Below are 24,038 nucleotides of genomic sequence, written 5' to 3' on the forward strand. Positions count from 1 at the left end.
GAGTCGCCGGCTGTGAAAGCGGGTGTTTCCTGTGGCGGACTCAGTCTGTTTTATTTCAGTTTTGGTTTTCCAGGTTATAGTTTTCCATCTGGTTGCGAATCCATGCTTCCAGTTTTGATTTGGTCGGTACCGAAGCAATCATGACCAGCAGCAATATGCCGACAGCCACAAGCGAAAGTACCTGGCTTTCTGTCATATAGGCCACCAGATTGAGCATCGCCGCTCCTTCCAGTAAGGCCAGTCCCACAATCAGACGAGTCATGAAAATCTGATCGTAGGTTGCCAGAACCTCGTCTTCGTCCTGAATATTCTCTGTCTTAATTCTCTCCATGGCCTGGTTGAACATGTTGCGTCCTACCAGATCCGGCACAAAGGTGCGTAATGCCAGCATGACCGCTGTAGCACCCAGTCCCACATATGTCAGGAGCGGCAGATCGTCGCCGGGTGCTTCGTCCTTTCCCAGGATTCCGACCACGACCACTCCGAAGGTTACCACACCCATGATCAGGGCAAACCAGATGATGAACATCGTCCGGTGTCTCTGCTCTGGCGTTGCCTGTGGTAACTGTCTGGCCATGATTTGATTCCCGTTCAGAACGAACTTCAGTCCTTCGAGTTAAAAATCTCCCGGTTGCCAATGTGTACCTGATCGACGATGCCGATGATGGCTGCATCGATGGGCAGTTTTTTGGTTTCCGGTGTGAAGCGGGCTGATGACCCCTGCACACACAGCACGACCTCACCCTGCCCTGCCCCCACGGTATCGACGACGATAAACGACCGTCCGGTGGGAGTCAGATCACTCTGGTCTTTTTCATTGACGCGCAACGGTTCGACAATCAACAGTTTCTGACCGACCATCGCTTCGACTTTCTGAGACGAAACGACGCTTCCGGTGATACGTCCTACAAACATCGAACCAACTCCTGTTTAATCCCGTGAAAGGATACTTCTATTCTCGGGGCGTTACGCACGCCCTTCGATGGTTTCTACTGTCTGCCGTGCTACGACAATCTCCTCATTGGTAGGCACGACCCAGATCTGCACGTTACTGTCATCCGCCTGGATCTGTGATTCCTCGGACGCATTCTGATTGCGTTCCGCATCCAGTCGAATTCCCGCCCATTCCAGATTGCTGCAGACCTTTTCTCGCAGGCTGACACTGTTCTCACCGATTCCACCCGTGAAAACAATCGCATCCACGCCGCCCAGAACCGTCATGTAACCTCCCAGGTAATGCCGGATGGCTGAGTGGAACACGCCCAGGGCCAGTTGAGCCCGCTCGTGTCCGTTGGCGGCCGCTTCTTCCAGATCGCGACAGTCGCCACTCAATCCGCTCATCCCCAAAAGACCACCCTTACTCGACAGGTCTTCCAGAAGTTCCTCCAGAGATTTTCCGGTGGCCTTCTGCAGAACCGGCAGAGCAAACGGATCAAAATCACCCACACGGTTGTTGTGGGGCAATCCTGTCTGAGGGCTCATACCCAGACTGTTGGCTTTAGAGACACCTCCGTGCATGGCACAGAGAGAACTGCTGCCTCCCAGGTGGCAGGAAATCACCTTCAGATCGTCTTTACCGGTGAGCTCGGCCATACGTGAGCCGATATACCGGTGACTGGCACCATGGAACCCCCAGCGTTTGACTTCGTACTCTTCGTCCCATTGGAACGGGATGGCGTAGGTACGATTTTCCGGCGGGATGGTTTCATGGAAGGCGGTTTCGAGTGCGGCAACCAGCGGGATATCAGGGAATGCCTGACGCAGTTGTCGCATGGCCCGGGCATACGGAGGATTGTGAGCCGGCGCGATGTCGGACAGGGCCTCCATTTTGGTCAGCAGGGTTTCTTCTACCAGGCGTACGCCACTCATGTTTCCGGCAAAGACCGCTTTGAAACCAATACCGGCAACTTCGTCGGCTGACTCGAGACAACCCCATTCGGGGTTGGTCAACTGAGACAGACATAGGTTGACGGCGGCTGCATGGTCGGGCACGTTCTGTTCGTGCTCTTCCCGATGCTCACCAATTTCAACGACGCAGTGCGACTGTTCGCCGCCGATCCGATCGATGCCCCCGCGTGCGAGCTGCACTTCTGCGGGCATATCAAACAGGCGATACTTGAAACTGGTGGAACCTAAATTGGCAACTAGTACTTTCATTGCAGGAATCCATTCTGTGACTTGAGGACTGGTGTTTCGACTTCCCTTTTCCCGCAGTTCAATGGTGAACCCCGGGAAGAACCAACAGTACGTTTCTTAGATAAAGTTTGCCATCAGGCTTTCGGAGGGGCGTGCGATCACGTGAGCGCCAACCAGTTCTCCGATCTGAGAAGCGGCAGCAGCACCAGCGTCAACAGCAGCACGAACCGATCCGATATCACCCTGGATCACGGTGGTAATGTAGGCACCACCAATCTGAATCTGGTCAACCAGAGTCACGTTGGCAGCTTTCAGCATGGCGTCGGAAGCTTCGATTTGAGCGACCAGACCTTTTGTTTCAATCAGACCAATTGCTTCGGAACTCATTATGTTATTCTCTTTCAATGTAATGGGTTGAGCTGAATCCTGTGTTGCTTCATACCAGTTGAACGTCAACTGGTTATGTTCATCCTCAAAGCGTTCAGATTCAGGGACTTCAGCTGTCAAAGTTCAGAACCCGTTAATTACTTTTTGGCAGCGGCAGTTTTACCGGGCAGTACATTAGCCAGTTCTTCGTGCGGACGAGGAATAACCTGTACGCTGACAACTTCGCCTACTTTGCTGGCAGCAGCAGCACCGGCATCGATGGCAGCTTTCACAGCAGCGACGTCGCCGACAACAAATGCGGTTACCAGACCGCTACCGACTTTTTCCCAGCCAATCATCTGTACGTTGGCTGCTTTGAGCATTGCATCGGCGGCTTCAATCAGGCTGATCAGCCCTTTTGTTTCCACCATTCCCAGGGCTTCCATTGCTTTCGCCATGAGTCAGTTCTCCTTGTTAGAGACAGTAAAAAAACAGTTCGTGATTTCTACGGACCCGGCACCCGGATCCGCAACAGGAATTAAGCGATGCATCCGCATGACGCACCGGTGGCTGATCTGTTGAGGATCAGCTGTGTTTGCATTTACAGGATTCCGGGACGAAGAGTTTGACCGAAGTCGCATGATCGAGGTCGACGGCGTTGCCTTCGTCGGTATCGATGTGGACTTCCAGTTTGACGTCCGGGTTTTCGCGTACGACCACATCTTCGAGGACCGTCGTGCAGCCGGGGGAATCGACCCGCAGGTGCAGGCTGTCGCCGTTGGCACAACCGTAGTAAGCACAGTCAGCGGGTGACATGTGAACGTGACGGGCAGCCCGGATCACGCCGAAATCGAGTTCGACGACTCCCTGGGGTCCCATCAGCACACAACCAGGTGTGCCTTTGATGTCGCCACTGATGCGGACGGGCAGATCCAGTCCGAGCGAGATGGAATCGGTGTAGGCCAGTTCGACCTGAGTATCGCCACGGCAAGGTCCCAGAACGCGAACGTTGGGGATCATCCGGCGGCGGGGGCCGACAATCGCCACGGTCTGAGTGGCGGCGAAGTAGCCATCCTGGTAGAGGTCTTTCTGGACTTCGAGTTCAGAGCCTTTGCCGAACAGGACTTCCAGGTGTTCCTGAGAGAGATGCACGTGTCGTGCTGAGATATTCACAACCAGGGGGTTCGGGGCCGTCTGCAGTCCCGGAGCTGATGTGCCCGGGAGTTGTTGAGATAAAGCCTGACGAACCAGTTGTTCAACCTGCGAGCGAGAGATGGAATTTTTCAGTTGTGTCATAATATCTGATCTCAATTTATTGTATGGTCTCGATGATCGATTCAGAGATTGTCAGGTTTCGACAATCGTGAGTTTGATGCCGGCATCGCGGAGTACCTGCTGCCACTCTTCCGTGATCCCGTCGTCCACGACGATGTGATCGACGTCCGCCAGCGGGCAGAGGTAGGCCAGAGCCGAATGCCCGAATTTGGTACTGTCAGTCACCACGATCACTTCTTCTGCAGCGGCAAACATCTGCTGCTCCGTTTCCACCAGTAACATGTTGCTGTTGTACAGCCCGTCTTCCGTGATTCCGCCGACGCTGATAATGAGGCGACGCACATGGACGCTTTTCAGCGATTCCACAGCAGTCTTCCCCAAGGCAACGCCGGTTTTGGGAAACAGGAAGCCTCCGATCAACATCAGATCGACCTTGGGCTGGTTGACCAGCAGATTGGCGATCGGCAGTGAATTGGTGACGACCTGTAGTTCTTTGCCCGCCAGTTGACGAGCGACTTCGAGAGTGGTTGTGCCTCCATCCATCAGCACAGCCTCTCCGGGAGCAATCAGATCAGCCACAGCTTGAGCAACCAGCCTTTTTTGCCTGGACGACATAAAAGACCGATCTTCAAAAGTAGCTAAGGACTCTCCCACGTAAGCAGCGCCACCACGAGTGCGACGAATCTGACCGATTCCGTCAAGATACTCCAAATCCCTCCGAATCGTAGATTCCGAGGCACCGACAGAATCCATCAAATCCACAAGGGAGACAAACCCCTTGTTTTCGACAATCTTTAGGATGCTTTCCCGTCTTTCGTCAAGTAACATTGACATGCAAACTCCTCCTGAGACGATCTATTTCCCTAAAGAATATGCCTCTCGTAGCGCTTTCTTTCAATCAATATCTTCAAAATACACTCAATATATTTCACTTTCAATCAAAAACTGTCAGTTGTTTTGATATTTCCCAGAGACTTCATCTTTCCTAAAGCAAATATTCATCTGAGAGCGGAATTCGCTAAAGTCCCGCCTGCTTACCTGGTTTGACGGAAGTCTATATCCCAAACTTACATCAGAACCGGGACTTGAGTCGCTTTTGGGAGACATTTCAGGGCCTGAATTCTCTGTTTCTTCACCCTGGATACCGGTCACTGCCAGTGGGACGGGTTCTGTCAGTTCTAGCGGTTCCCCGGTTTCAACGATTTTGATCTGCACATTTGCTGTCTGTTTCAGTGATTGGTGATCACTCAGCCCCCTGCTCACGTCGATCACCTCCCATGGAAGGCTGCGCGAGGATCGCGCGGAAACGATCGTCAGGGAGGACCGGAGTGAAAGTCAAATCTTCGATAGCCGTTTCACTGCTCACGTGCACGCTCTGCGGTTGCGCTGCAGGTCCCGCCTCCTACCTGGCCCGGAAGTCTGAAACTCCCGCAGCTGAAAAACAGGAGGCGTCGTACACACTTTCCCTGGACGAAGAGACCGCGCCCACCCCAGAGACGCAGCAGGCTGCTGAGACAAAACTGGTGGCTCATGAAGAACCGGTGGAGCTGCCCCTCTCTGAGATCGCTGCGCCCCTGCCCCCCGAACCCGATCACACGACAGCGTTCCCCGCGAATTCCTGCTCTCTCGTGGAACTCGAAGCACTGGCCCAGGCACACAACCCGACCCTGATTCAAGCCCAGGCTCAGGTGGATGCTGCCCGGGGTGCCGCCTACCAGGCCGGCCTCAAACCAAATCCGGTGATGGGTTATAAAGCGGACCAGATCGGCATCGAAGGAACCCCCGGCGAGTTGCAGGGTGGGTTTGTCTCACAGGAGATCGTGACCGGTGGCAAGCTGAAGCTGAGTCGCGCCAAGTGGACGCAGCAGATGTGTATCGCTGAAACGAACCTGCAGGCACAATGCACGCGGGTACTCAACGATGTGCAGATCCATTACTACCGGACCCTCGCAGCGCAGCAGTTACTGGCGGTACAGAAGCAGTTGCTGGCGAATGCGGAAGATAACCTGCAGACCCATAAGGAGATGCTCAACCTGGGGCAGACCAATCAGGCGGGACTACTCCAGGCCGAGGTGGATCTGCAAAAGGCGCGTCTCAACCTGCAGACTGCAGAGAACGATCTGGAGCAGGAATGGCGTAAGCTGGTAGCGATGGTGGGTGTCCCCGAACTCGCATGCACGACCCTGGTTGGTTCGCTGGAACCGCAGAGCGAACTGCTGGACTGGAATATGGTGCTCAATCAACTGCTGGAAAGCAGCCCGGAGATTGTGGCTGCCTGGGAACGGGTGCAGCATGATGAGATCACCGTAGAACGGGAAAAGGTCCAGCCGATTCCGAATGTCCTGTTGAATGTGGACTTTGGTCACAACTATGAAACGGACAACTCGGTGGCGGGCGTGTCGGTCGGGCTGCCCATTCCGATCTTTGACCGGAACCAGGGGACGGTGGATCAGGCGCTGGCCGACCTGAATCAGTCGCGGGCCAATGTGAAAAGGTTAGAACTCTCGCTGATGAGCCGACTTTCGCACACTTATCGCGATTACCGGACCTCCCGTCAGCATGTGGAAGCTTACCGGGACCGCATGCTGCCTAAGGCGAAACAGGCTTACGAAATTACGCACGACAGTTATTACAAACGCCGGGCTCCGTGGCTGGACGTGCTGATGGCGCAAAAGATGTATTTGAACCTGCAGCAGGATTACATCCAGAGTCAGCTGCAGAACCAGGAAACCGAAGTGGCGATTCGCGGAATGCTGTTGACGGGCGGACTGAATATTCCGCCGGCCCCCATGGGTGGTGGACACATCGACGCGGTGCCCAAGCCCCGCTAAAGCGAACGGAATCATCAGTTAAAGTGAATCAAAACCAGGCGAGCCGGCCTGATGAAAGAGGAATGATGACAACTCCCCACGATCGCAGAAATTTTCTGGCACAGGGTGCGGCAGCAACCGCAGGTCTGTTCGCGACCCGTTCGGTACTGGGCCAGCAGAACGACTCATTCGCGACGACCGAACAGCAGAATACGGATCAGAACGACGATGGGTACCCCCGCCTGCATCCGGGGCTGGGTGGTCCGATCGGCAGCGCGACCGACCGGGGTAAACTGGTTCCGGGACTGGGGAAGACCGGCGAGCCTCCCGTGGGAATTACCGCACCGGACCTGAAGACCACCAGCGGTAAAGTCATCGACGGGGTTCGCGAGTTTCATCTGCACGCGATGCCCGTCCGTCGCGAAGTCCTGCCGGGAATCTGGATGGATGCATACGGTTACAACGGGGAGTTCCCCGGACCAGCTCTGGAAATGTACCAGGGAGAGCGGGTACGGATTGTGTTCAAAAACGATCTCCCTGAAGCCACGACGCTGCACTCACACGGGCTGGAACTGCCGATCTACATGGACGGGATTCCTGCCGTCACACAACCCCTGGTCAAACCGGGGCAGACGTTCGTGTATGAATACGACGTGCACCAGGAAGGGAGTTATTTTCTGCATCCGCACGTTGCGATGCAGGAGGCGATCGGAATGGTGGTCCCCTTCATCATTCATCCCAAGGTGGCGTACGAACCGGTTGTGGATCGGGATTTCGTATTGATGACACAGCAGTTCTCAATGATGCCGAACGCCAGCATTCCCAACACGACTTCGATGGACTGGAACTTCCTGACCATCAATGGCCGCTGCGGCCCTTATACGACGCCGCTGGTCTGCAAACTGGGCGAGCGGGTACGAATCCGTTTTCTGAATTTCAGTACGCTGCATCAGCACCCGATGCACCTGCATGGGCACACGTTCTGGGTGACGGGAACAGAGGGGGGCCGCATTCCGGAGTCGGCGTGGATTCCGGGTAACACCGTGATTGTCGGCGTGGCCCAGGCGCGGGATGTGGAATTCATCGCCAACAACCCGGGTGACTGGGTGCTGCACTGCCACATGTTCCATCACATGATGAACCATATGGTGACCCAGGTCGGACCGATTGTGCGCGAGAAGTGGAACGACGCGGAGGAAATTGTTCCCGGCTTTCCACAGATGATGTCGAGTGCGAAACTGACGAAGGAAGACATTCACAAACTGACCAGTCGCCGTGAAACGCAGGGGATGCGAGAGGGCTGGTATCATGGCGTGCATGGTCTGTTTACCGTCATGCGGGTGCTGCCCCCGGATCTATACGACAAGGTCATGCACACCAATGAGCCCATTCCGCCTTTCTCGAGCACGCCCAAGGGGCCGCCGCCGGGGAGTCAGTCGCTTTAATCTGCGATGACAGTACGACGCTCGACGACTTTGATTTTACCGGCAGCATAGAGGCGCAGCACTTCGGGATAAAGGTCGCATTCGGCTTCAAAGACCCGGGCGGCGACATCGTCGGGCGAGTCAGTCCCTTTCACGGGGACTGCGGACTGGGCGATGATGGGACCGTGGTCGTATTCGTTGTCGGCAAAGTGCACCGTACAACCGCTGACCTTTACGCCGCGTGAAACGACCGCTTCATGCACTTTGTGGCCGTAATAGCCGTGCCCGCAGAAAGAGGGAATCAGCGCGGGATGGATATTCATTACGCGGTACAGATAATCCTCGGGGATGTGAATCAGCGAGAGAAAACCGGCAAGCGTCACCAGGTCGACTTCGCAGGCGCGACACCGTTCAAAGATCGCATGGCTAAAGGCTTCGATGTTCTCAAAATCCCGACGGGCAATGACTTCGCAGTTGAGGCCGGCGGCTTCCGCTTTGGCAATCCCGCCACAACCGGGACGACTGGCAATTACCAGGGGAACCTCAATATCGAGCTGGCCGGCGGCTTTCTGTTCCAGGAAGTTGGTCAGGGTGGTGCCGCCACCAGAAATCAGGACGGCCAGTTTCAGGGGACGGTTCAGGACAGGTGAAGTCATCAATTCCGTTTTCGTGCTGTTGAAATGTTGTGGGTGTATGGTTTCAGGACCGTGGTGAATCAGGGGGCGACGAGTCTGATTTTGAATCGCGTGCGGATCCGGTTTCGTTTGCAGGTGGTTTGATCTGAGGCGTTGTTTCGGAAGACGTGGTTTCGGAGGAGAGTTGATCGAAGCTGACTTCCCCCTGGCTGGTTTGCAGTCGTTTCTCGCGGAATTCTTTGTCCCGCTGATTATTCCGCCACATCATAATCCCGACGCCTGCGATCAGCAGGATGAACGTGGTTCCCAGAATCACGACGAAGAGTTGCCCGCCGGTTTCATCGGTTTGAGGGGGCGTCCATTCGAGTCGTTGTGCGAGAATCAGCGGTGCGATGCGCGAGGTATCCTGGGCTGAGTAGAGGTACATTTTGAAAACATAACCGGTGACGGTGACATGATCGATCACATCGGTCCCTTCCGGGAGTCCGTTTTTCAGAGCCGGGGGGACTTCGGTGCAGATGACCACGACGGGATTCTGCTGCGAATCGTCGGTAAACATCCAGGCTTCGTAGAGTGTCTTAATGCCGAACTTGTTGTCCGCGGAGGCGGGATAATGGACGAGCTTACGAACCCGACCGGTGAGCGTGACCAGCCTCCCTTTCCAGCGGTTCATGTTTTTGAAGATATCGGGAAAAAGTGGGAGCTTGAGTTCGGGGTGTTCACGAAACGTTTTCAGTTCGGAGCGGCGGTTCTGCAGATTGAATTCCGCGGCTTGCTTCTGATCCTGCAGGCTGGTTTCCCGGAGGTGATTGAGGACGTAGTAGTAGAGCGTCTGTTCGTCATCCAGTACGCCGCCCAGGGCTTTGTCTTCCACTTCGTTGAACAGTGAGGGCTGCAATTGCTCCGGAAACGGTTTGAAGGGATCTCCGCCAGTTTTTTCATCCGCCAGGAGTGTCAGCGGGGCCAGCAGACTGACCAGTCCGACGAGCGTCCGGATTCGGCAAGAAGACAGCATATTTCGCTCCCAGGGTTTCACTTCAATAAGTTCTTTAATATAACAGTATTATGGCAATTGCCTGTGAGCCCTATTTTGTCGACCCACGGACAATTTGTCGAGCTTAAATTATTTCACAGCCGAGTGGTAATGCGTGGCGTAATCCCTTATTTGATAAGAGTTTTTGGTCTTTTACGCCTCAGAGAGAGCATTGACACAAAACAGAGTATCTCTATAATTCCCTAGAATTTGACTGAGCGCAACTGGGGTTTTCTGCTGTGATTCTTGAGGATCAATCCGATCCTTGAGTGTACCAGTGATGTCATTGCAGGGTAAAGTCTTATCAGACCTGGAGTGACCTGAGATTGCCTGAAACCTTCCACTGGATTGTGGGAGTAACTCACCTGGCGTCGACACCCTGTTAATTCAGGATCAAGGGACCTAAGGTCATACTGATATTATCTGCTTTTTTTAAAGTACCAACCGAATCCAAATAGTAACGGAGACAACCAGTAATGGCGGAAAACGTATTGGAATTTACTGATGCCAACTTCCAGTCTGAAGTATTGGAAGCATCTGAGCCTGTATTAGTCGACTTCTGGGCCCCCTGGTGTGGTCCCTGCAAAATGATGATGCCAACCATCGAGGAAATTGCCAGCGACTACTCAGGCCGTGTGCGTGTTGGAAAGCTGAATACCGATGAAAACCCCGGTATTGCTTCCGCAAGCAGCATCAGCGCCATCCCGACCGTAAAACTTTATAAAGGTGGTCAAGTGGTTGAAACGTTTGTGGGTGTGACTCCCAAAGAACGTTTCGCAGCATCACTGGACAGCCAGCTGTAACCACAGTGTGTTGAGTGGTTATTGAACTCATGTGGGCAGAGAGGAGGAGCTGATCCTGCCTTTCTGCCCTTTTTGTCGTTGAACCGACGCGCGTTCCCGATTGAACTGATTGCATAGTGGAAAGGGATTTCACAGCATCAGTCTCACACGGGAGCAACAGTCAGACGCTTCTCAGGGAAAGGAATCCCGGTATGAGCGAAGAAACCAGCCCGGATCAGAAATCTCAGACTTCCCCGCCTTTTGCGGGTTTCAAGCCTCCTGCGCCGGAACCTGAAGAATCTCATCCCCTGCCCGGCCCTGACGGAATCCAGCGTCGTCTGGACGTTCCGCATCGCGATTCCGAACTCACCTCGGAAGCTGACTCCAGTTTCAGTGCAGAGAAACAGGCTGCGCTGGAAGCAAGCCTCTCCCATGCTGCGGGTGCGGGTGAGACACAGAGCCAGGGTGCGAACGAATCGGGAACCTCACTGACCGGCGCAGAACTGCTGAACCAGGCGGGTGAAATTGCAAACTACCTGAAAACCCAGTTCGCCGAAATCAGTCGACGGGAACAGACGCTCAACAGTCAGCTGGGTGAAATCGATAACGAACGTCGTAAGATCCGCATGTGGGTCTCGCAGATCGAAGAGCAGTACGACGAGCGGGAAGCCAGTATTCGGGATAAAGAAACCGAGCTGATCCGTAAAGCGGTCGAGTGCGAGAAGCTGGCGAAAACGGTTCAGCACGAACAGGAAAAAGTTTTCGAAGCCCAGGATCGGATCGAACAGGAACGCAGCGAAATGCGTGACCTGATCCTGATGGAATTTGCAGAACAGCGAGAATCCCTGGAACGCCAGCGTCTGGATCTGATCAACGAACGGAAACGGATTCGCGAAGAAGTTCTGGAAACGCTGACCGAACAAATGCGCGAACTGGAACACGATCAGGACGAATGGCGGGGCGTGCGGCAGACCGAGTTGAATCATCTGAAGCGGGAACGCGAACTGCACGAAGAGACGATTCGCAAGGTTGAAGCGGAACTCGAATCCCGCCGGGATAAATTCGAACTGGAACTGAAAACCCGCCAGGCCGACTGGGAATCGAAACGCCACGCCGAGGAAGAGGCGCTGGCCACACGTGAACGGGACTTCGTCATCCGTTCGGAAGAGATCGAACACCAGCTGTCGATTCAGCGTGAGGATCTGGAGCGCGAGTACGGCTCCCGGGAGGATCAGTTCGACCAGAAACGGACGCTGATCGAGAACCGGATCAAGTTCCAGGAGAATCACCTGCTGCGACTGCGGAGCCAGGTCGAAAAAGAACAGCATGAATTCCAGCGTCAGCAACAGATCCAGCAGCAGCAACACGAGCAGAACGAACGCATTCACCTGCTGCGGATGAAACAGCTGGACCGCTTCCGCGATTTACTGCAGCAGCGCGAGCAGTCGCTGAGTAAGGAACGGGCGCTGCATACCGAATTACGACGCTCTGTCGAACGGTATGAGAAAAATCAGAAACAGCGGATGACTGACGAATACGAAGCCTGGCACAAGGAACGCGAATCGCAAAAGGCGGAACTCCGCCGTCAGCACGACATGCTGGCTCTGCATGCAGAGAACCTGGAACGCCGACGCGAGCGGCTGGATACGCTGCGAGCGGAAGTCGAAGAGACGCATCGCGCTACGCTCGAAATGCGACTGGCGCTCGAAGAGGGCTGGGCTCAGCTGACCCAGGCGGAAGGTGAGGAAGCAGCCCGCCTGCGACTGGATAAGGCCCGCGATGCACTGGCTTCACATTACCGGCAGTTACGCGAATCGCTGTCGGTGGAGCGGCAGGAACTGGATCATTCACAGGAATTGTTTCATCGACACCGGGATGAATTCCGCCAGGAACGTCAGGCCTTGTCCGAATGGATTGCCGAGCGGGATGAGCAGTTACGTCTACGGAGTGAGCAGTTGCGGTTTGAAGCAGAACAGCTGGCAACACGCGACGCGGCCTGGGGTCAGAAACGGGAACTGTGGTTGCAGGAGAAGGTTCAGGCGGAACAGATTATTCGCGACCTGCTGCAACAGTTAACCGACCTGACGGGCATTGAAGGCACGTTGAAGGCGACGGCCCTGCAGGCAGCAGCGGAAGAAGAAGCGACGCTCGATACAGATGAGGAAACGGAAGCATCTGCGGAAGAGTTTGATGCGGAGACGAAGCTGGATCTGCGCGACGAGGGTTAGCGTTTCTCGCTCAAGCACAGTTGGTCGAACCAACTGTGGCAGTCGGCGGGTTGGTGTGCTGGTTCCGAGTCGAGCGATTACTTTGGGACCTCTTGTTGCCTGAGGCAATCCCGGATTACATCCGGGAGCACCCGGTCTAACAGAAAATGTAATTTTGCGAGAGCGTTTGAAATCTTGCTCTGTCAGTTTCCTGCTCGCTGCGCTCGGCCCGAATTGCATTCGGGCTTACCCGTGATTCTTGAATGGAAGTAGCATTGTGCGAGCACAGTTGGTCGAGCCAACTGTGGTACCCGGTATCACAAAATGACCGGGGATTAACGCAGGTCTTTCCAGGCATCCCAACAGAGGAAGAGTACCAGGCCGGCGGAGACCAGGAACATGATGTCCATCATCATGCTGCCGCGAAAGGGGATGCCAATCGCGATATCAGCCAGTGCGAGGGCCGCCACGATTCCTGAAGCGGCCATCGAGCCCATGATCATTTTTTTGGGTGCATCTGACATTAAGATCCTCGTCTCTCTCTACCTCTGTCAAAGCTGTCTGCTTAATGGATGTCTTGTACTCGTCTTGAAATGACCTTCGATGAGCACTCTCGTTTCAAGTATACCTTATCCTCTGGTGGAATTTCCAGTCGATTCTGAGAACTGATTCCTCGCGTCGTTGATCCCTGCCCCGCTGCGATCTGCGAGACCTGAAAAACCGTTATAACAGTGCCAGCCGACACCTGCCGTGGGCTTCAGGACCCGAGCGAGCAGAGCTCGATGATGTGTCCGTCCGGATCGTTGACGAAGGTCTGAGTAGCTCCATCGGGCCGGGGTTTGGGAGGCGAAACGATGGGAATTCCCTGCTGCAGTGCCTGTGCATAGGCCTGATTCGCATTCTGTACCTGAAAGGCGAAATGGTGTGTGCGGGTGTTCGGTTCGACATCGGCCTGCCCAGCTGCGCCGGACTGATCGTGTTCGAGGATGAGGTGAATCTGCTGTCCGCCGATCTGGTACCAGTGGCCTTCGAAGGAAAACGCAGGCCGAGGCACCTGATCCATGCCCAGAAAATCGACGTAAAACTTACGTGAGGCTTCCAGATCTTTGACCACAAGAGTGATGTGATCGAAGGCTTGAACCTGCACACATTCTGTGGGGGCAACATTAGACATGAATTCGCCTTTCTTGTTTCAGGTTGCTGATCAGGAAACGGAGGAGGCCAGGATTGGTTCCCCGATGCTCCAGGAAGCGCCGTCGCGGACAATGTGCCGATAGAGGGTATCGCGTTCGACGGGGATGCGACCTGCTTCCTTGATCAGGCGATGCAGCATTTCGACGGTCAGCCCTTCCGGCGTTTTGGCTCCGGCATCGTGATAGATCAGTTCGTGAACCACGGTTCCGTCCAGGTCGTCTGCACCAAAGCTGAGGGCGGTCTGTGCGGTCTTTTCGCCGAGCATGATCCAGTAGGCTTTAATGTGATCGAAGTTATCGAGCATGATCCGTGAGAGTGCGATCATCTTAAGGTCGGTGAGTCCGGAGGCTTTGGGGATTTCTGACATCCCGGTGTTTTCCGGATGGAAGGCCAGCGGGATAAACGTCTGGAATCCGCCGGTCTCATCCTGCAGTTCCCGCAGGCGGCAGAGATGGTCGACGCGGTGTTTGGCCTGTTCGTAGTGGCCGTAGAGAATGGTGGCGTTACTCCGCAGTCCGAGGTTGTGAGCTTCGCGGTGGATGTCGATCCAGCTCTGGGCGTCGGCCTTGTGTTCGCAGATTTTTTCGCGGACTTCGGGATGGAAGATCTCAGCACCGCCGCCGGGCATGCTGCCCAAACCGGCTTCCATCATCTGTTCGAGCACCCAACGGGTCGGCTTTTTGGTCATGAAGCTGAACCAGTTGATTTCCACGGGCGTCCAGGCTTTGATGTGCAGCTCGGGATATTCGTCGTGAATGGTGCTGACGACATCGAGGTACCAGTCGAATTTTTTCTGGTGATGCAGCCCGCCGACGACGTGGATTTCCGTAGCGCCGCTGACGCGGGCTTCCTGAACACGTTCGCGAATCATGTCTTCGGTGAAGGTGTAACCGCGTTCTGATTTGAGGTCAGCCCGGAAGGCGCAGAACTTACAACGATAGACGCAGACGTTCGTCGGGTTCAGGTGGATGTTCGTGTTGTAGAACGCGAAATTCCCGTTCTTGCGTTCACGGACCTGGTTGGCCAGGCCGCCCAGCGTCAGGATGTCGACTTTCTCGTCCAGAAAAACACCTTCATCGAAGGTGATCCGCTCGCCGGTTTCGACTTTGCGGGTGATGGTTGCGAGCTGTTCCTGTTCGTTTTGATTCAGATTCATCAGACTGTCTGTTGATTCGTTTCGCGTATCAGAAAAATGGTGTTTAGTCAGACCTGCCGTCCGCGCAGCAGGACTTCTTTATTATGACGTTTCAGGCTGGCTTATGCGAGCCAGACATCGATCAATCCCACAAAGAACAAACCAATACTGATTACGGCGTTCACGTGGAAAAAGGCCAGATTGACGCGTCCCAGGTCATCCGGATTGACCAGCAGGTGTTCATAGATCAGTAGTCCCGCGACCGCGAGGACGGCGATCAAAAAGGGGATGCCCAGGGCAGCGACGTACCAGAGGCTGAACAGGCAGACGATGGTCATGAGGTGGCTGAACATCGCGAAACGCAGGGCTTTTTTGATGCCCCAGCGGGAGGGGATACTGGAAAGCCGCTTGTCCTGATCAAAATGGACATCCTGACACGCATAGATAATGTCGAAACCGCCGACCCAGAAGAAGACCACCGCTCCCAGCAGAATGGGTTCCAGCGAGAGCGACCCGCGGATGGCGATCCAGGCGGCCAGGGGTGAGAGCATGAGGGCTGTCGAGAGCCAGTAATGGCACCAGATAGTGAAGCGTTTGGCGTAGGAATAGCCGAGCAGAAACAAGAGCACCGGCACCGAGAGGTAGAGCGGCCAGCGATTGGGTAAAAACAGGAGTGTCGAGGCGATAAAGGCCAGTGAAGTCAGCAGGGTAAAAATGGTTACCGCGCGGACACTGATGAGTCCTGCCGGGATGTGTCGCCCTGCGGTCCGTGGATTTTCCGCGTCGATGTCGCGGTCGACCAGTCGATTGAAGGCCATGGCTGCCGAACGGGCAAACAGCATGCAGAGCAGAATCCCCACCAGTTCCTGCCAGCGAACGGTCTGACCGCGCCAGGCCAGTACGGCGGAGAGCAGCGCGAACGGGAGGGCAAAGATAGTATGGCTGAAGCGAATCAGTTCGAGTAACAGGCGCAGTCGGGCCAGCATTGAATTCATCTCATCAGAGGAGGATTGAGCGGTCGGGGTTGATCACAGGATACGATCGCTGGCTTCATCTTAGCTGATGTGCTGCGGGCACCCAAGTCAGGGAGACGGGAAACTCAGGCGCAGAGACAGGAATCGGAGGTTTCCGAGCTTACCGGCTGGGAAAAGTGTTCAGCGAAGCGACGTAATTCACAAAGCGATCTTCGACGCCGGGAATATCGCGGGGCAGCCGGGCACTGAGGACCTCGGGGGATTCGTTGGTCTTCAGCTCTGAGAGATATGCGAGCAGTGCATCCCGGGCTTCGGGCGTGCTGTTCAACATGAAATGCGTCCATGCCCAGGCTTCCTGGTAATCGACGCGTTGCATCTGCGAGACCTTCTCGAGCTGTTCCAGGCGTTTCATATCCGGCTTCCAGCCGTTGTTGAGGGCGGCGGTGAGTCGGGACGCGTGATCGCGATTGATCTGTCCGGGTGTATTGCCGGCGACTTCGAAGTATTCCGCGAGACCTTCGTCGAGCCAGAGCGGAACGGTCTTCAGGCTGGCGTGCAGGAGTCCGTGTGTAAATTCGTGGCGGAGATCTTCCTGGATGCGGTCACCCCAGAAGGTGTAGACGGCCAGCTCTTTGGGAGTGCCCACAAAGTAAGCGCGACGTGGAGGCAGTCCCGGGTAGGTCAGATCGAGATAATTGCGGTACTCTTCCTGGTTGGAAAAGAGATAGACGGTGACCTGCTCGCTGTTCAGGGGAATATTCAGGGTAGCGGCGACATCTTCCCGCAGCTGGATCAGATCCTGAAACAGGGGATGTTCCTGTCCCAGTTTGAAATCGCTGAGCACGATCAACTGTTCGGCACTGACGCTGTGTCGTGCGGGCAGATGGACGGCCTGATTTTTCGCGGCGGTCCGGCAGCCCTGGGCTGAGAACAGACAAAGTGTCAGACAGACATTCAGAGCGAGTGCTTTGAATGCGGGCCATGACTTCCGGTGGGGAGTCTGATCCGGGCTGACGGGTAATTCGGTTTTCACGGTGAGCAGTCGGGTCTCAGTAAGCGGGGATAGTATCTGTCAGTAAGTCGCAGTTATAAACGTTTCTGGGAGGATTCCGGATTGGCGGCAGAGCGCTGCTTATCCGTACCGGGAAACAGACCGTCGAAGAATCCATTCGATGCGGACTGAATAATGAGGTTCCCTTTTCCATTATCAATCAGTGACTGGGCCAGCCGGGGATGGTCTTTCCAGGTGGTCGCCTGCCATTTTCTGATGTCAGCGTAAGTATCGTGAAGACCGGCCTGTGATTTGGGGACCAGGTGCCAGCCTTCCTTTGACTGTACGATGTGATATTCAAATGCGGCATACATGCCACCCGCTCCGATCATCATGAAAATCAAAGCGGCTACGATTCGGCGCATCTCACTCACTTCCTTGTGTGTTAAATCCAGGTTCGCCTGCTGATCAGGGGCGGGATCATCTCAGAAACCGGCAAATGCGGCAAGAGTGAACCTGAGGATTCAGCAGCAATGACGATACATAAAGCCACCTTAAGTGGCGGGAGTACCGAAAATGTCCCCCGGATGGATTTTTCGACCGCAGAGATATTCTTTAACCTGCATGGCTCGCTTACCTTGCGGCTGAATCTGGTTGAGCTGCAGCAGCCCCGACCCTGTACTGACGACAACGCGTCTGGTGTCGGCGAAGACGACTGTTCCGGGTGCGGCCGCCTGTGGATCGACTTCTGGTTCGAGGGCTTCCAGATCTTCTGGAGTGAGCGGGTCGACATCCAGGATCTGCAGACGCAGGGGATCCTGTCCCGGATGCTGGAGGAAGGAGAACGGGCTGGGCCAGGGTTGCATGGCCCGGACGTGCCAGGAAATCTGTTCGGCGGTCTGGCTCCAGTCAATCGCGCCGACCTGTTTGTCCAGCGTAGGCGCGAAGGTGGCTTCCTCGTGGTTTTGTGGCGTTTCGACGAGTGTGCCGGCTTCGATGTCGGACAGTAACTGCATGGCCAGCGGTGCGGCGAGGTCGGCGAGACGATCCTGCAGCTGTCCCGTTGTTTCCTTGGGACCGATTTCGGTTTCGACCATGCCGGCGATCGGGCCGGAGTCGAGGGCGCGTTCGATCCGGAAGACCGAGACGCCGCTGCGGGTCTCGCCATTCTGGATCGCGTAGAGAATCGGGGCGGCGCCGCGATACTTTGGCAGCAGGGACGCGTGCAGATTAAAGGCACCGCAGCGGGGCATATCGAGCAGTTTCTGGGAGAGGATCTGTCCGTATGCGGCGACGAGGTACACGTCCGCCTGTAGCTGATCGAGTTCTTCGAGTGCTTCCGCGGTATTGATTTTTGGCGGCTGGAAGACGGGGATCTCGTGTTCCAGGGCGAGCTCTTTCATCGGGTTTTTGTGGCGGTGATGTCCGCGACCGGTCCGATCGGGCTGTGTATACAGGGCCAGAACCTCATGCTCGGAATCAATGAGCGCCTGAAACGCGGGAATCGCGAAGGTGCCGGTCCCCATCATGACTACTTTTAAAGGCACGGGAAATCTCCTCCTGATGAGTCAGCCTCAGTCTTTACTCGCCCTGCTGCGCCGACTGGCATCAAAGACAGGGAAAGCGCAGTTGCCGAACGAAAACAGTATCTCGGTGCGGATGACGGGCTGTGTTAATCCAGTTCCAGTTCGAGCTGGGCCAGTTGTTTGCGAAGTTCTTCATCCGAAGCAATTTCGCCTCGATCCTGCTGATGACGGAACTGAGCTTCGAAGTCAGCGATCTGGGCTTCCAGTTCAGCCTTTTTGGCTTCGACCATGCGATCCGTAAACATGACGCCTTCGATGTGATCGTATTCATGCTGTACAGCGCGGGCGGCCAGATCGTCGAGGGTGATCTCAAACAGCTGTCCGTTGAGATCGTAAGCTTCCACGGTAATTTCTTCGGAACGTTTGACGTCGCCGTAAAGCTGGGGGAGACTCAGGCAGCCTTCTTCCCCTTCGGCCGTCCCTTTGCGTTTGGTAATTTCCGGGTTGATGAAGACAAACTCTTCCTCTTTTTCGCCGGGATCGGAAGTCAGGTTGATCACAAACAGTCGATACGGAAGTGCGACCTGGTTGGCTGCCAGTCCGATGCCCCGTGCCTGATACATGAGCTCGAACATCGTTTTGACGATATCGCGCAGTTCAGGCGTGATGCTTTTAATGGGTTTGGATTTCCAGCGGAGGGCAGGATGGGGATAATTGACGATTTGCAACGCAGCCATAATTTGATGTACCCGGCGGGGTATGATACACAGTTCAGAAATCAGTCGATGACGGTACTCCAGTCTCTGCGAAGAGCGCGCAGGGAGGGACGCCATATACATAACTAACTGTATAGCAAGGCCGTACGGGAGATACAATCCTTATCCCCGTGAACAATGGCATTGTTCGCGTTTTTTCCAGCGTCTGGTCAGCCACGGCGCAGGCCACGAACGTGTTGTCGTGCCTGTCGACCCGTCTCAGGCCGAGACGACCAGACGCCACTGCACAGCCGCTACCACATGCATCTTAATACATGGGCAGCGGGTCAAGTGGAGCAGAAGCGGTAGCTGGTACTGATCCCTGGATGACAGGAGCAGCTGCAGTGGACTGATAAGTATCGTAGGTGTTGTAGGCTCCCTGAGGTGCGTAAGTCGGAGCACCGACACCACAGTTACCGGTTGAGCATCCACCGCCACCAAAGGGCATGACTGGTGCCATGGAAGGACCGTAGTTACAGCTACCGCAGTTGCCGTAACGTCCACACTGGCAACCTGTTGTCAGAGCGATCAATGCGATACCGAGCATTGTAATTCCGAAACGTTTCATGAGTTCAATCCTTTTCTTCAACAATGGAGCGACTGAAAAATTCAATCGCTGATAATCATTCTTTGATGTGGAATAGTTCTTACGCTTAAGAGGCAGCCGATGCCGCCGATCGATTCCAGCCCAGAGGGAGTATGCTCGACTTTGAGCCGGCCCAATGCGCTGTAAAACCACCGGGATGACGTTCTTGATTCATCGCCAGTGCGAGTAGTTCGTCTCTGATTTCATTCACACCCCGCGAAAGTGCCACGGTTGCGGAGTGGCGACCTTTCCAGATCTGCAGACCGGGGTGAAAGCCTTCAAACTGACCTGAGATAATCGTTTCCCAGGAGGCGTTCCGGCGGTTGATACTCACGGAGAGTTCGCGACGCAGGTTCCACCAGCGGAAAAACGTGGTCAGTGAAGTCACCCAGACCAGCGGCATCAGTTTGCGGTCCAGATTGATGTTTTCAAATAATGTCTTGAGTTGATTCTGCGATTCGATTGAGGTCAGCGAGACCGGCAGTCCCTGACGGTAGCTGCTGACCAGTTCCACGCGAAGTTTGCGGGCCGATTCCTCGTTCGCCCGGTTCAACCAGGCCGCTTCTGCATTCAAATGCAGGTGATCGAGAGTCACCGGCAGGGGGCTCATGACATTTGTGTATTCAAGGAAGTCCCGTCCCAGATCGGATTCGCCGTAGCAGATGACGCCCTGAAAGGGATAAGGAAAATCGCTGAGTCGAATCCAGACACCGCCGGTCTGCTGTAACCGGTCTTTGAGTCGGATGACAAATGCAGCATTGAATTGTTCGATTCCGTGTGACGATTTCTGATGCATTTCGTCCCGGGTGCGTGCCTGCGCCTGTTTACTGGTGAATTCCGCCAGGTCAATCAACGGAATCCGACAGTGAGAGAGTAACTGTCGATCTCGAACGTTGAAAGCTTTTTGTGACCCCACCAGCAACAGATTCCAGCTGGATGACTGATAGCCTGAGAGTTGGGCCAGGTCATCATGCAGCTCTGTGACAGGCAGTCCCATTTCGCGCAACCCCTTCACGACAGGAGCAGCTACTCCTGACAGCAATATCGGGTAATCCGGCAGTTGACGCGAAACAGACATGATTAAACAGTCTTTATATGTAAGAACGAGTATGGTGTCGCGCTGCGTTTCATTTTGAGAGTGAATGAAACACGACTTTGACAAAAACGAAGTGCAATCTGAAATCGATTGATGGGAATCAGTGTGGGAGGTGTGTGATCAACCTGTGAACCAGGCGCAGTGATCACGAATGTGAGGCGGGAAGATATTGCTTTTTGAAATTGAGGTCAATACGAAAGAAAGCGCTCAAACCAAAAACCTTTAATCTTTTTTCTGATTTTAGATCCTTTTAAAAAAATATTTTCGTTTTCTCATATAAGACCTGCTGAATTCATGTCATTTCAGAACCGGTACAGACAGCTCCTGATAAGGAAATGATTCAGCAATGATTGATGCAAGTCGCTTTCTGCCCCGGGCTGATCAGGGGGGAATTCGGTCGCAAAAATTCTCTTTCAAATTGGGGTTGGTGAAAATCGGGAGTGCCCTCTATAATCCGCCTCTCGCGAGTCAAATGGATTGACGGGCGAGACGGACTTTTGAGTTTCACCATCACCTATATGATGGGTCCCTCTCAATGAGTTGAGAGAGATATGAGATTGAAAAGCAGATACGATTTAGAGTTTACTGACAGAAATACAACAACGTCTAAGCATGGAGGCGCGGCGTGGAAACAGTTCTGGTTATTGGACTTGATACGGTTGCCGGAGCAAATATAGCAACCTGCTTATCCAGTCGATATCGGGTTGTCGGATTAACTTCAGCTACACCAGTTTCCCTGCAGGGATGCGAAACACATACTTACCAGGAAGATGATGTCGAAACGACACAGCACTGGATGTCCGTGGTTCGTCCCGACTGGGTTGTCTATTGTGGAGTCGCAGCGAATTCTTCCTGGTCGGTTGACCCTGCGAAGTTTTCCACCAAAGATCCCGTACTGGCAGCACGGAACTGGGTCAGTGCAGCGGAACTGCATTCCGCCCGATTCACACATATCTCGTCAGACGCCGTCTTCACCGGCCCCTGGATGTTCCACGAAGAGGACTGCCAGGGCATGTGCGAAAGCCCCGAAGCCGAACTGGTCCGGGCCATCGAACGTGAAGTCAGTCTCTGCAACGATACATTAATCATCCGCACCAACGTATTCGGCTGGACTCCCGCCGCTTACGGTGCAGGACAGGTTGAGCAGCTGGTGCAGTCTCTGCAGGACGGAAGTTATTCCGAAATGGACTGCTATCGGCACGGCACTCCGCTGCTGGCCACCGACCTGGCCGCGATTATCGAACACGCTTACCAGGAACGTCTGACTGGCACCTTCCATGTGGCTGGTGGCGAACGCATCAGTCCGCTGGAATTCGTACAGCGTCTGGCCAAGCAATTCGAACTGACTGTTCCCCTGCTGCCCCGGGCTACCGTGATGAACGAACGGGCCACCGGTTTTGCCAACGGAGAAACTTCTCTGCACACCCGCAAAATCCGTCGGGCTCTGAGCATCTCGATGCCGATGCTGGATGACGGTCTGCAGCGTCTGTTCGACCAGCAGACTAACGGCTACCTGAATCGTCTGAACAACGAGCCGGTGCGTTACTACGAGCAGGAAATTGCCGCGTAACGCGAAGCAGTTTAAAACCAAAGACAAAACCCCTGGTGGATCGACACCAGGGGTTTGTTTTTTTGATACTGCAATAAACTGTTAAGCCAGGATTTTTGTAACGAGCTTCGCGGGATTCACGCCGATCAGTTTCTGATCGAGGCCCTGGAAACGGAAGGACAGCTGATGCGGATCCAGGCCCAGCAGATGCAGGATCGTGGCGTGCAGATCATAAACGGGAACTTCGTCTTCGATCACATTGAAGCCGAAATCATCGGAACGACCGATGGTCGTCCCCCCTTTGATTCCACCGCCGGCGAGCCACATGGTAAAGGCATTGGGATGATGATCGCGACCATCATTGCCCCCCTGCACCATCGGCGTCCGTCCGAATTCGCCTCCCCAGACAACGAGGGTGTCATCGAGCAATCCCCGCTGTTTGAGGTCTTTAATGAGTGCTGCGGATGCCTGATCAGTGGCGGCACAGTTACTTTTGAGTCCGCCTACCAGGCCGCCATGCTGATCCCATGATTCGTGGAAGAGCTGCACGCAGCGAACGCCCCGTTCGACCAGTCGACGGGCCAGCAGGCAGTTATTGGCGAATGAGGTCTGCCCCGGTTCTGCACCATACAGCTCCAGCGTTGATTTGGTTTCCTGCGAGAGATCCATCACATCCGGTGCGCTGGCCTGCATGCGGTACGCCATTTCAAAGGAATTGATGCGGGTGGCAATTTCAGGGTCGCCCACCTGCTCCAGATGCCGCTGATTCAAGGCTTTGAGTGTATCGAGGGAATCGCGCTGGAGTTCCGTGGAAACCCCGGGAGGATTTTTGAGGTAGAGCACCGGTTCCTGTCCGCCACGGAACATGACTCCCTGATGCGTTGTGGGCAGGAATCCACTGCCCCAGCAGGAACTGCCCCCACTGGGACCTTTATTGCCGGAACTGAAGACCACGAAGCCGGGCAGATTTTTTGACTCGCTGCCCAGCCCATAGAGCGTCCAGGCGCCCAGGCTCGGTTTACCGAAGAGCTGAGAACCGGTGAGTGCCTGAATCTGCGCGGGGGCGTGATTGAAGGCATCGGTCTTCATACTTTTCACGATGGCGATATCATCGACGACGTCCGCCAGATGGGGCAGGATCTCGGAGAGTTCCGCACCGCATTCTCCATACTTTTTGAATTTGAACTTCGGGCCCAGGAACTTCGAGTTTGGATTGATAAACGCAGCTCGATAACCTTTGAGCAGTTCTTCAGGCGGCAGCTTGCCATCGAATTTACTCAGTACTGGTTTATCGTCGAAGAGTTCCAGATGACTGGGTCCGCCCCCCATGAACAGGAAGATGATGTTCTTCGCTTTGGGCGAATGGTGGGGCTCACGAGGTGCCAGCGGGTCCTGTGGTGCAGACGTGGAATTCGCCAGCAGGTCGCCGGATTCCTGAAGCAGTTGGGCGGTGGCGATTGCCCCAACGCCAACGCCGCATTGCTGTAGAAACCAGCGTCTGGCGATCGGATGTGCGGGATGTTGTATTTGATTCATGATGATAACCTGTCGAGGTCAGGAAGCG

25 protein-coding genes are annotated in these 24,038 nt (G+C 54.8%); 5 read left to right on the forward strand and 20 right to left on the reverse strand.

Annotated features, from left to right (window positions below; translation table 11 throughout):
• Nucleotides 1–55 precede the first annotated feature (55 nt).
• The 7 genes from RID21_RS17615 to RID21_RS17645 form a co-directional block, all read right to left on the reverse strand.
• Nucleotides 56–577, reverse strand: coding sequence for a hypothetical protein (locus tag RID21_RS17615; protein ID WP_350191075.1), 522 nt, complete (start codon nt 575–577; stop codon nt 56–58).
• Between the two features lie 26 nt (nt 578–603).
• Nucleotides 604–915 carry a EutN/CcmL family microcompartment protein gene (locus tag RID21_RS17620; protein WP_145191594.1) on the reverse strand — a complete coding sequence of 104 codons (312 nt, stop codon included), beginning with the start codon at nt 913–915 and terminating at the stop codon, nt 604–606.
• 51 nt (nt 916–966) lie between these two features.
• Nucleotides 967–2,157 carry an acetate/propionate family kinase gene (locus tag RID21_RS17625; RefSeq protein WP_350191077.1) on the reverse strand — a complete coding sequence of 397 codons (1,191 nt, stop codon included), beginning with the start codon at nt 2,155–2,157 and terminating at the stop codon, nt 967–969.
• A 96-nt stretch (nt 2,158–2,253) separates the two neighbouring features.
• A complete protein-coding gene (locus RID21_RS17630) occupies nt 2,254–2,523 on the reverse strand; it encodes a BMC domain-containing protein (RefSeq protein ID WP_350191079.1) in 270 nt (89 codons plus the stop codon).
• 137 nt (nt 2,524–2,660) lie between these two features.
• Nucleotides 2,661–2,960, reverse strand: coding sequence for a BMC domain-containing protein (locus tag RID21_RS17635; RefSeq protein ID WP_350191081.1), 300 nt, complete (start codon nt 2,958–2,960; stop codon nt 2,661–2,663).
• 127 nt (nt 2,961–3,087) lie between these two features.
• Nucleotides 3,088–3,789, reverse strand: coding sequence for a phosphate propanoyltransferase (gene pduL, locus RID21_RS17640; protein WP_502892623.1), 702 nt, complete (start codon nt 3,787–3,789; stop codon nt 3,088–3,090).
• Nucleotides 3,790–3,849: 60 nt separating this feature from the next.
• Complete coding sequence (locus RID21_RS17645; protein ID WP_228030229.1) at nt 3,850–4,611, reverse strand: DeoR/GlpR family DNA-binding transcription regulator; 762 nt, start codon at nt 4,609–4,611, stop codon at nt 3,850–3,852.
• Nucleotides 4,612–5,105: 494 nt separating this feature from the next.
• Here RID21_RS17645 and RID21_RS17650 point away from each other — a divergent pair, with 494 nt between their 5' ends.
• Nucleotides 5,106–6,608 carry a TolC family protein gene (locus RID21_RS17650; protein WP_350191083.1) on the forward strand — a complete coding sequence of 501 codons (1,503 nt, stop codon included), beginning with the start codon at nt 5,106–5,108 and terminating at the stop codon, nt 6,606–6,608.
• A gap of 62 nt (nt 6,609–6,670) precedes the next feature.
• Nucleotides 6,671–8,032, forward strand: coding sequence for a multicopper oxidase family protein (locus RID21_RS17655; protein WP_350191085.1), 1,362 nt, complete (start codon nt 6,671–6,673; stop codon nt 8,030–8,032).
• On the opposite strand, the gene purN is transcribed toward RID21_RS17655, so the two are convergent.
• Together purN and RID21_RS17665 are read right to left on the reverse strand one after the other, a co-directional pair.
• On the reverse strand, nt 8,029–8,667 hold the full coding sequence (gene purN / locus RID21_RS17660; RefSeq protein ID WP_350191087.1) for a phosphoribosylglycinamide formyltransferase: 639 nt from the start codon (nt 8,665–8,667) through the stop codon (nt 8,029–8,031). The genes RID21_RS17655 and purN overlap by 4 nt on opposite strands.
• 43 nt (nt 8,668–8,710) lie before the next feature.
• On the reverse strand, nt 8,711–9,661 hold the full coding sequence (locus RID21_RS17665) for a hypothetical protein (RefSeq protein ID WP_350191089.1): 951 nt from the start codon (nt 9,659–9,661) through the stop codon (nt 8,711–8,713).
• Between the two features lie 494 nt (nt 9,662–10,155).
• Between RID21_RS17665 and trxA the strand changes: the two genes are divergently transcribed.
• Nucleotides 10,156–10,482 (forward strand): thioredoxin, encoded by a 327-nt coding sequence (gene trxA, locus RID21_RS17670; protein ID WP_145044304.1) that lies wholly within the window; start codon nt 10,156–10,158, stop codon nt 10,480–10,482.
• A gap of 191 nt (nt 10,483–10,673) precedes the next feature.
• A complete protein-coding gene (locus tag RID21_RS17675; protein ID WP_350191091.1) occupies nt 10,674–12,689 on the forward strand; it encodes a coiled-coil domain-containing protein in 2,016 nt (671 codons plus the stop codon).
• Between the two features lie 314 nt (nt 12,690–13,003).
• On the opposite strand, the gene RID21_RS17680 is transcribed toward RID21_RS17675, so the two are convergent.
• The 10 genes from RID21_RS17680 to RID21_RS17725 all read right to left on the reverse strand — a co-directional run bounded on the left by RID21_RS17680 (nt 13,004) and on the right by RID21_RS17725 (nt 20,907).
• Nucleotides 13,004–13,192, reverse strand: a complete 189-nt coding sequence (locus tag RID21_RS17680; protein WP_149337477.1) for a hypothetical protein — start codon at nt 13,190–13,192, stop codon at nt 13,004–13,006.
• 233 nt (nt 13,193–13,425) lie between these two features.
• Complete coding sequence (locus RID21_RS17685; protein WP_350191093.1) at nt 13,426–13,842, reverse strand: VOC family protein; 417 nt, start codon at nt 13,840–13,842, stop codon at nt 13,426–13,428.
• A gap of 30 nt (nt 13,843–13,872) precedes the next feature.
• Nucleotides 13,873–15,018, reverse strand: a complete 1,146-nt coding sequence (gene mqnE / locus RID21_RS17690; RefSeq protein ID WP_350191095.1) for an aminofutalosine synthase MqnE — start codon at nt 15,016–15,018, stop codon at nt 13,873–13,875.
• 101 nt (nt 15,019–15,119) lie between these two features.
• On the reverse strand, nt 15,120–15,983 hold the full coding sequence (locus RID21_RS17695) for a UbiA-like polyprenyltransferase (protein WP_155365292.1): 864 nt from the start codon (nt 15,981–15,983) through the stop codon (nt 15,120–15,122).
• A gap of 148 nt (nt 15,984–16,131) precedes the next feature.
• Nucleotides 16,132–17,004: a DUF1570 domain-containing protein gene (locus RID21_RS17700; protein ID WP_145044310.1), complete on the reverse strand. Its 873-nt coding sequence runs from the start codon at nt 17,002–17,004 to the stop codon at nt 16,132–16,134.
• A gap of 53 nt (nt 17,005–17,057) precedes the next feature.
• Complete coding sequence (locus RID21_RS17705; RefSeq protein WP_145044311.1) at nt 17,058–17,387, reverse strand: hypothetical protein; 330 nt, start codon at nt 17,385–17,387, stop codon at nt 17,058–17,060.
• Nucleotides 17,388–17,516: 129 nt separating this feature from the next.
• Nucleotides 17,517–18,509, reverse strand: coding sequence for a methionyl-tRNA formyltransferase (gene fmt, locus RID21_RS17710; RefSeq protein ID WP_350191097.1), 993 nt, complete (start codon nt 18,507–18,509; stop codon nt 17,517–17,519).
• Nucleotides 18,510–18,634: 125 nt separating this feature from the next.
• A complete protein-coding gene (def, locus tag RID21_RS17715) occupies nt 18,635–19,225 on the reverse strand; it encodes a peptide deformylase (RefSeq protein ID WP_145044313.1) in 591 nt (196 codons plus the stop codon).
• A gap of 286 nt (nt 19,226–19,511) precedes the next feature.
• A complete protein-coding gene (locus tag RID21_RS17720) occupies nt 19,512–19,811 on the reverse strand; it encodes a hypothetical protein (protein ID WP_155365289.1) in 300 nt (99 codons plus the stop codon).
• 85 nt (nt 19,812–19,896) lie between these two features.
• A complete protein-coding gene (locus tag RID21_RS17725) occupies nt 19,897–20,907 on the reverse strand; it encodes a hypothetical protein (RefSeq protein WP_350191099.1) in 1,011 nt (336 codons plus the stop codon).
• Nucleotides 20,908–21,550: 643 nt separating this feature from the next.
• Here RID21_RS17725 and RID21_RS17730 point away from each other — a divergent pair.
• Complete coding sequence (locus RID21_RS17730) at nt 21,551–22,495, forward strand: sugar nucleotide-binding protein (RefSeq protein WP_350191101.1); 945 nt, start codon at nt 21,551–21,553, stop codon at nt 22,493–22,495.
• An 81-nt stretch (nt 22,496–22,576) separates the two neighbouring features.
• Here the strand turns inward: RID21_RS17730 and RID21_RS17735 are convergent, their stop codons facing one another.
• Nucleotides 22,577–24,010, reverse strand: coding sequence for a DUF1501 domain-containing protein (locus tag RID21_RS17735; RefSeq protein WP_350191103.1), 1,434 nt, complete (start codon nt 24,008–24,010; stop codon nt 22,577–22,579).
• Nucleotides 24,011–24,038: the final 28 nt, after the last annotated feature.

This window comes from Gimesia sp. (assembly GCF_040219335.1).
Classification (GTDB): Bacteria; Planctomycetota; Planctomycetia; order Planctomycetales; family Planctomycetaceae; genus Gimesia.

Bases quoted from the DNA above. Each gene is read 5' to 3' on its own strand.
- def (WP_145044313.1), bottom strand. From the start codon at position 19,225: ATGGCTGCGTTGCAAATCGTCAATTATCCCCATCCTGCCCTCCGCTGG.
- RID21_RS17675 (WP_350191091.1), top strand. From the start codon at position 10,674: ATGAGCGAAGAAACCAGCCCGGATCAGAAATCTCAGACTTCCCCGCCT.
- RID21_RS17685 (WP_350191093.1), bottom strand. From the start codon at position 13,842: ATGTCTAATGTTGCCCCCACAGAATGTGTGCAGGTTCAAGCCTTCGAT.
- RID21_RS17680 (WP_149337477.1), bottom strand. From the start codon at position 13,192: ATGTCAGATGCACCCAAAAAAATGATCATGGGCTCGATGGCCGCTTCA.
- RID21_RS17655 (WP_350191085.1), top strand. From the start codon at position 6,671: ATGATGACAACTCCCCACGATCGCAGAAATTTTCTGGCACAGGGTGCG.
- RID21_RS17720 (WP_155365289.1), bottom strand. From the start codon at position 19,811: ATGAAACGTTTCGGAATTACAATGCTCGGTATCGCATTGATCGCTCTG.
- RID21_RS17625 (WP_350191077.1), bottom strand. From the start codon at position 2,157: ATGAAAGTACTAGTTGCCAATTTAGGTTCCACCAGTTTCAAGTATCGC.
- RID21_RS17665 (WP_350191089.1), bottom strand. From the start codon at position 9,661: ATGCTGTCTTCTTGCCGAATCCGGACGCTCGTCGGACTGGTCAGTCTG.
- RID21_RS17630 (WP_350191079.1), bottom strand. From the start codon at position 2,523: ATGAGTTCCGAAGCAATTGGTCTGATTGAAACAAAAGGTCTGGTCGCT.
- RID21_RS17695 (WP_155365292.1), bottom strand. From the start codon at position 15,983: ATGCTGGCCCGACTGCGCCTGTTACTCGAACTGATTCGCTTCAGCCAT.
- RID21_RS17735 (WP_350191103.1), bottom strand. From the start codon at position 24,010: ATGAATCAAATACAACATCCCGCACATCCGATCGCCAGACGCTGGTTT.
- RID21_RS17645 (WP_228030229.1), bottom strand. From the start codon at position 4,611: ATGTCAATGTTACTTGACGAAAGACGGGAAAGCATCCTAAAGATTGTC.
- RID21_RS17615 (WP_350191075.1), bottom strand. From the start codon at position 577: ATGGCCAGACAGTTACCACAGGCAACGCCAGAGCAGAGACACCGGACG.
- RID21_RS17725 (WP_350191099.1), bottom strand. From the start codon at position 20,907: ATGTCTGTTTCGCGTCAACTGCCGGATTACCCGATATTGCTGTCAGGA.
- mqnE (WP_350191095.1), bottom strand. From the start codon at position 15,018: ATGAATCTGAATCAAAACGAACAGGAACAGCTCGCAACCATCACCCGC.
- RID21_RS17635 (WP_350191081.1), bottom strand. From the start codon at position 2,960: ATGGCGAAAGCAATGGAAGCCCTGGGAATGGTGGAAACAAAAGGGCTG.
- trxA (WP_145044304.1), top strand. From the start codon at position 10,156: ATGGCGGAAAACGTATTGGAATTTACTGATGCCAACTTCCAGTCTGAA.
- RID21_RS17705 (WP_145044311.1), bottom strand. From the start codon at position 17,387: ATGCGCCGAATCGTAGCCGCTTTGATTTTCATGATGATCGGAGCGGGT.
- purN (WP_350191087.1), bottom strand. From the start codon at position 8,667: ATGACTTCACCTGTCCTGAACCGTCCCCTGAAACTGGCCGTCCTGATT.
- RID21_RS17620 (WP_145191594.1), bottom strand. From the start codon at position 915: ATGTTTGTAGGACGTATCACCGGAAGCGTCGTTTCGTCTCAGAAAGTC.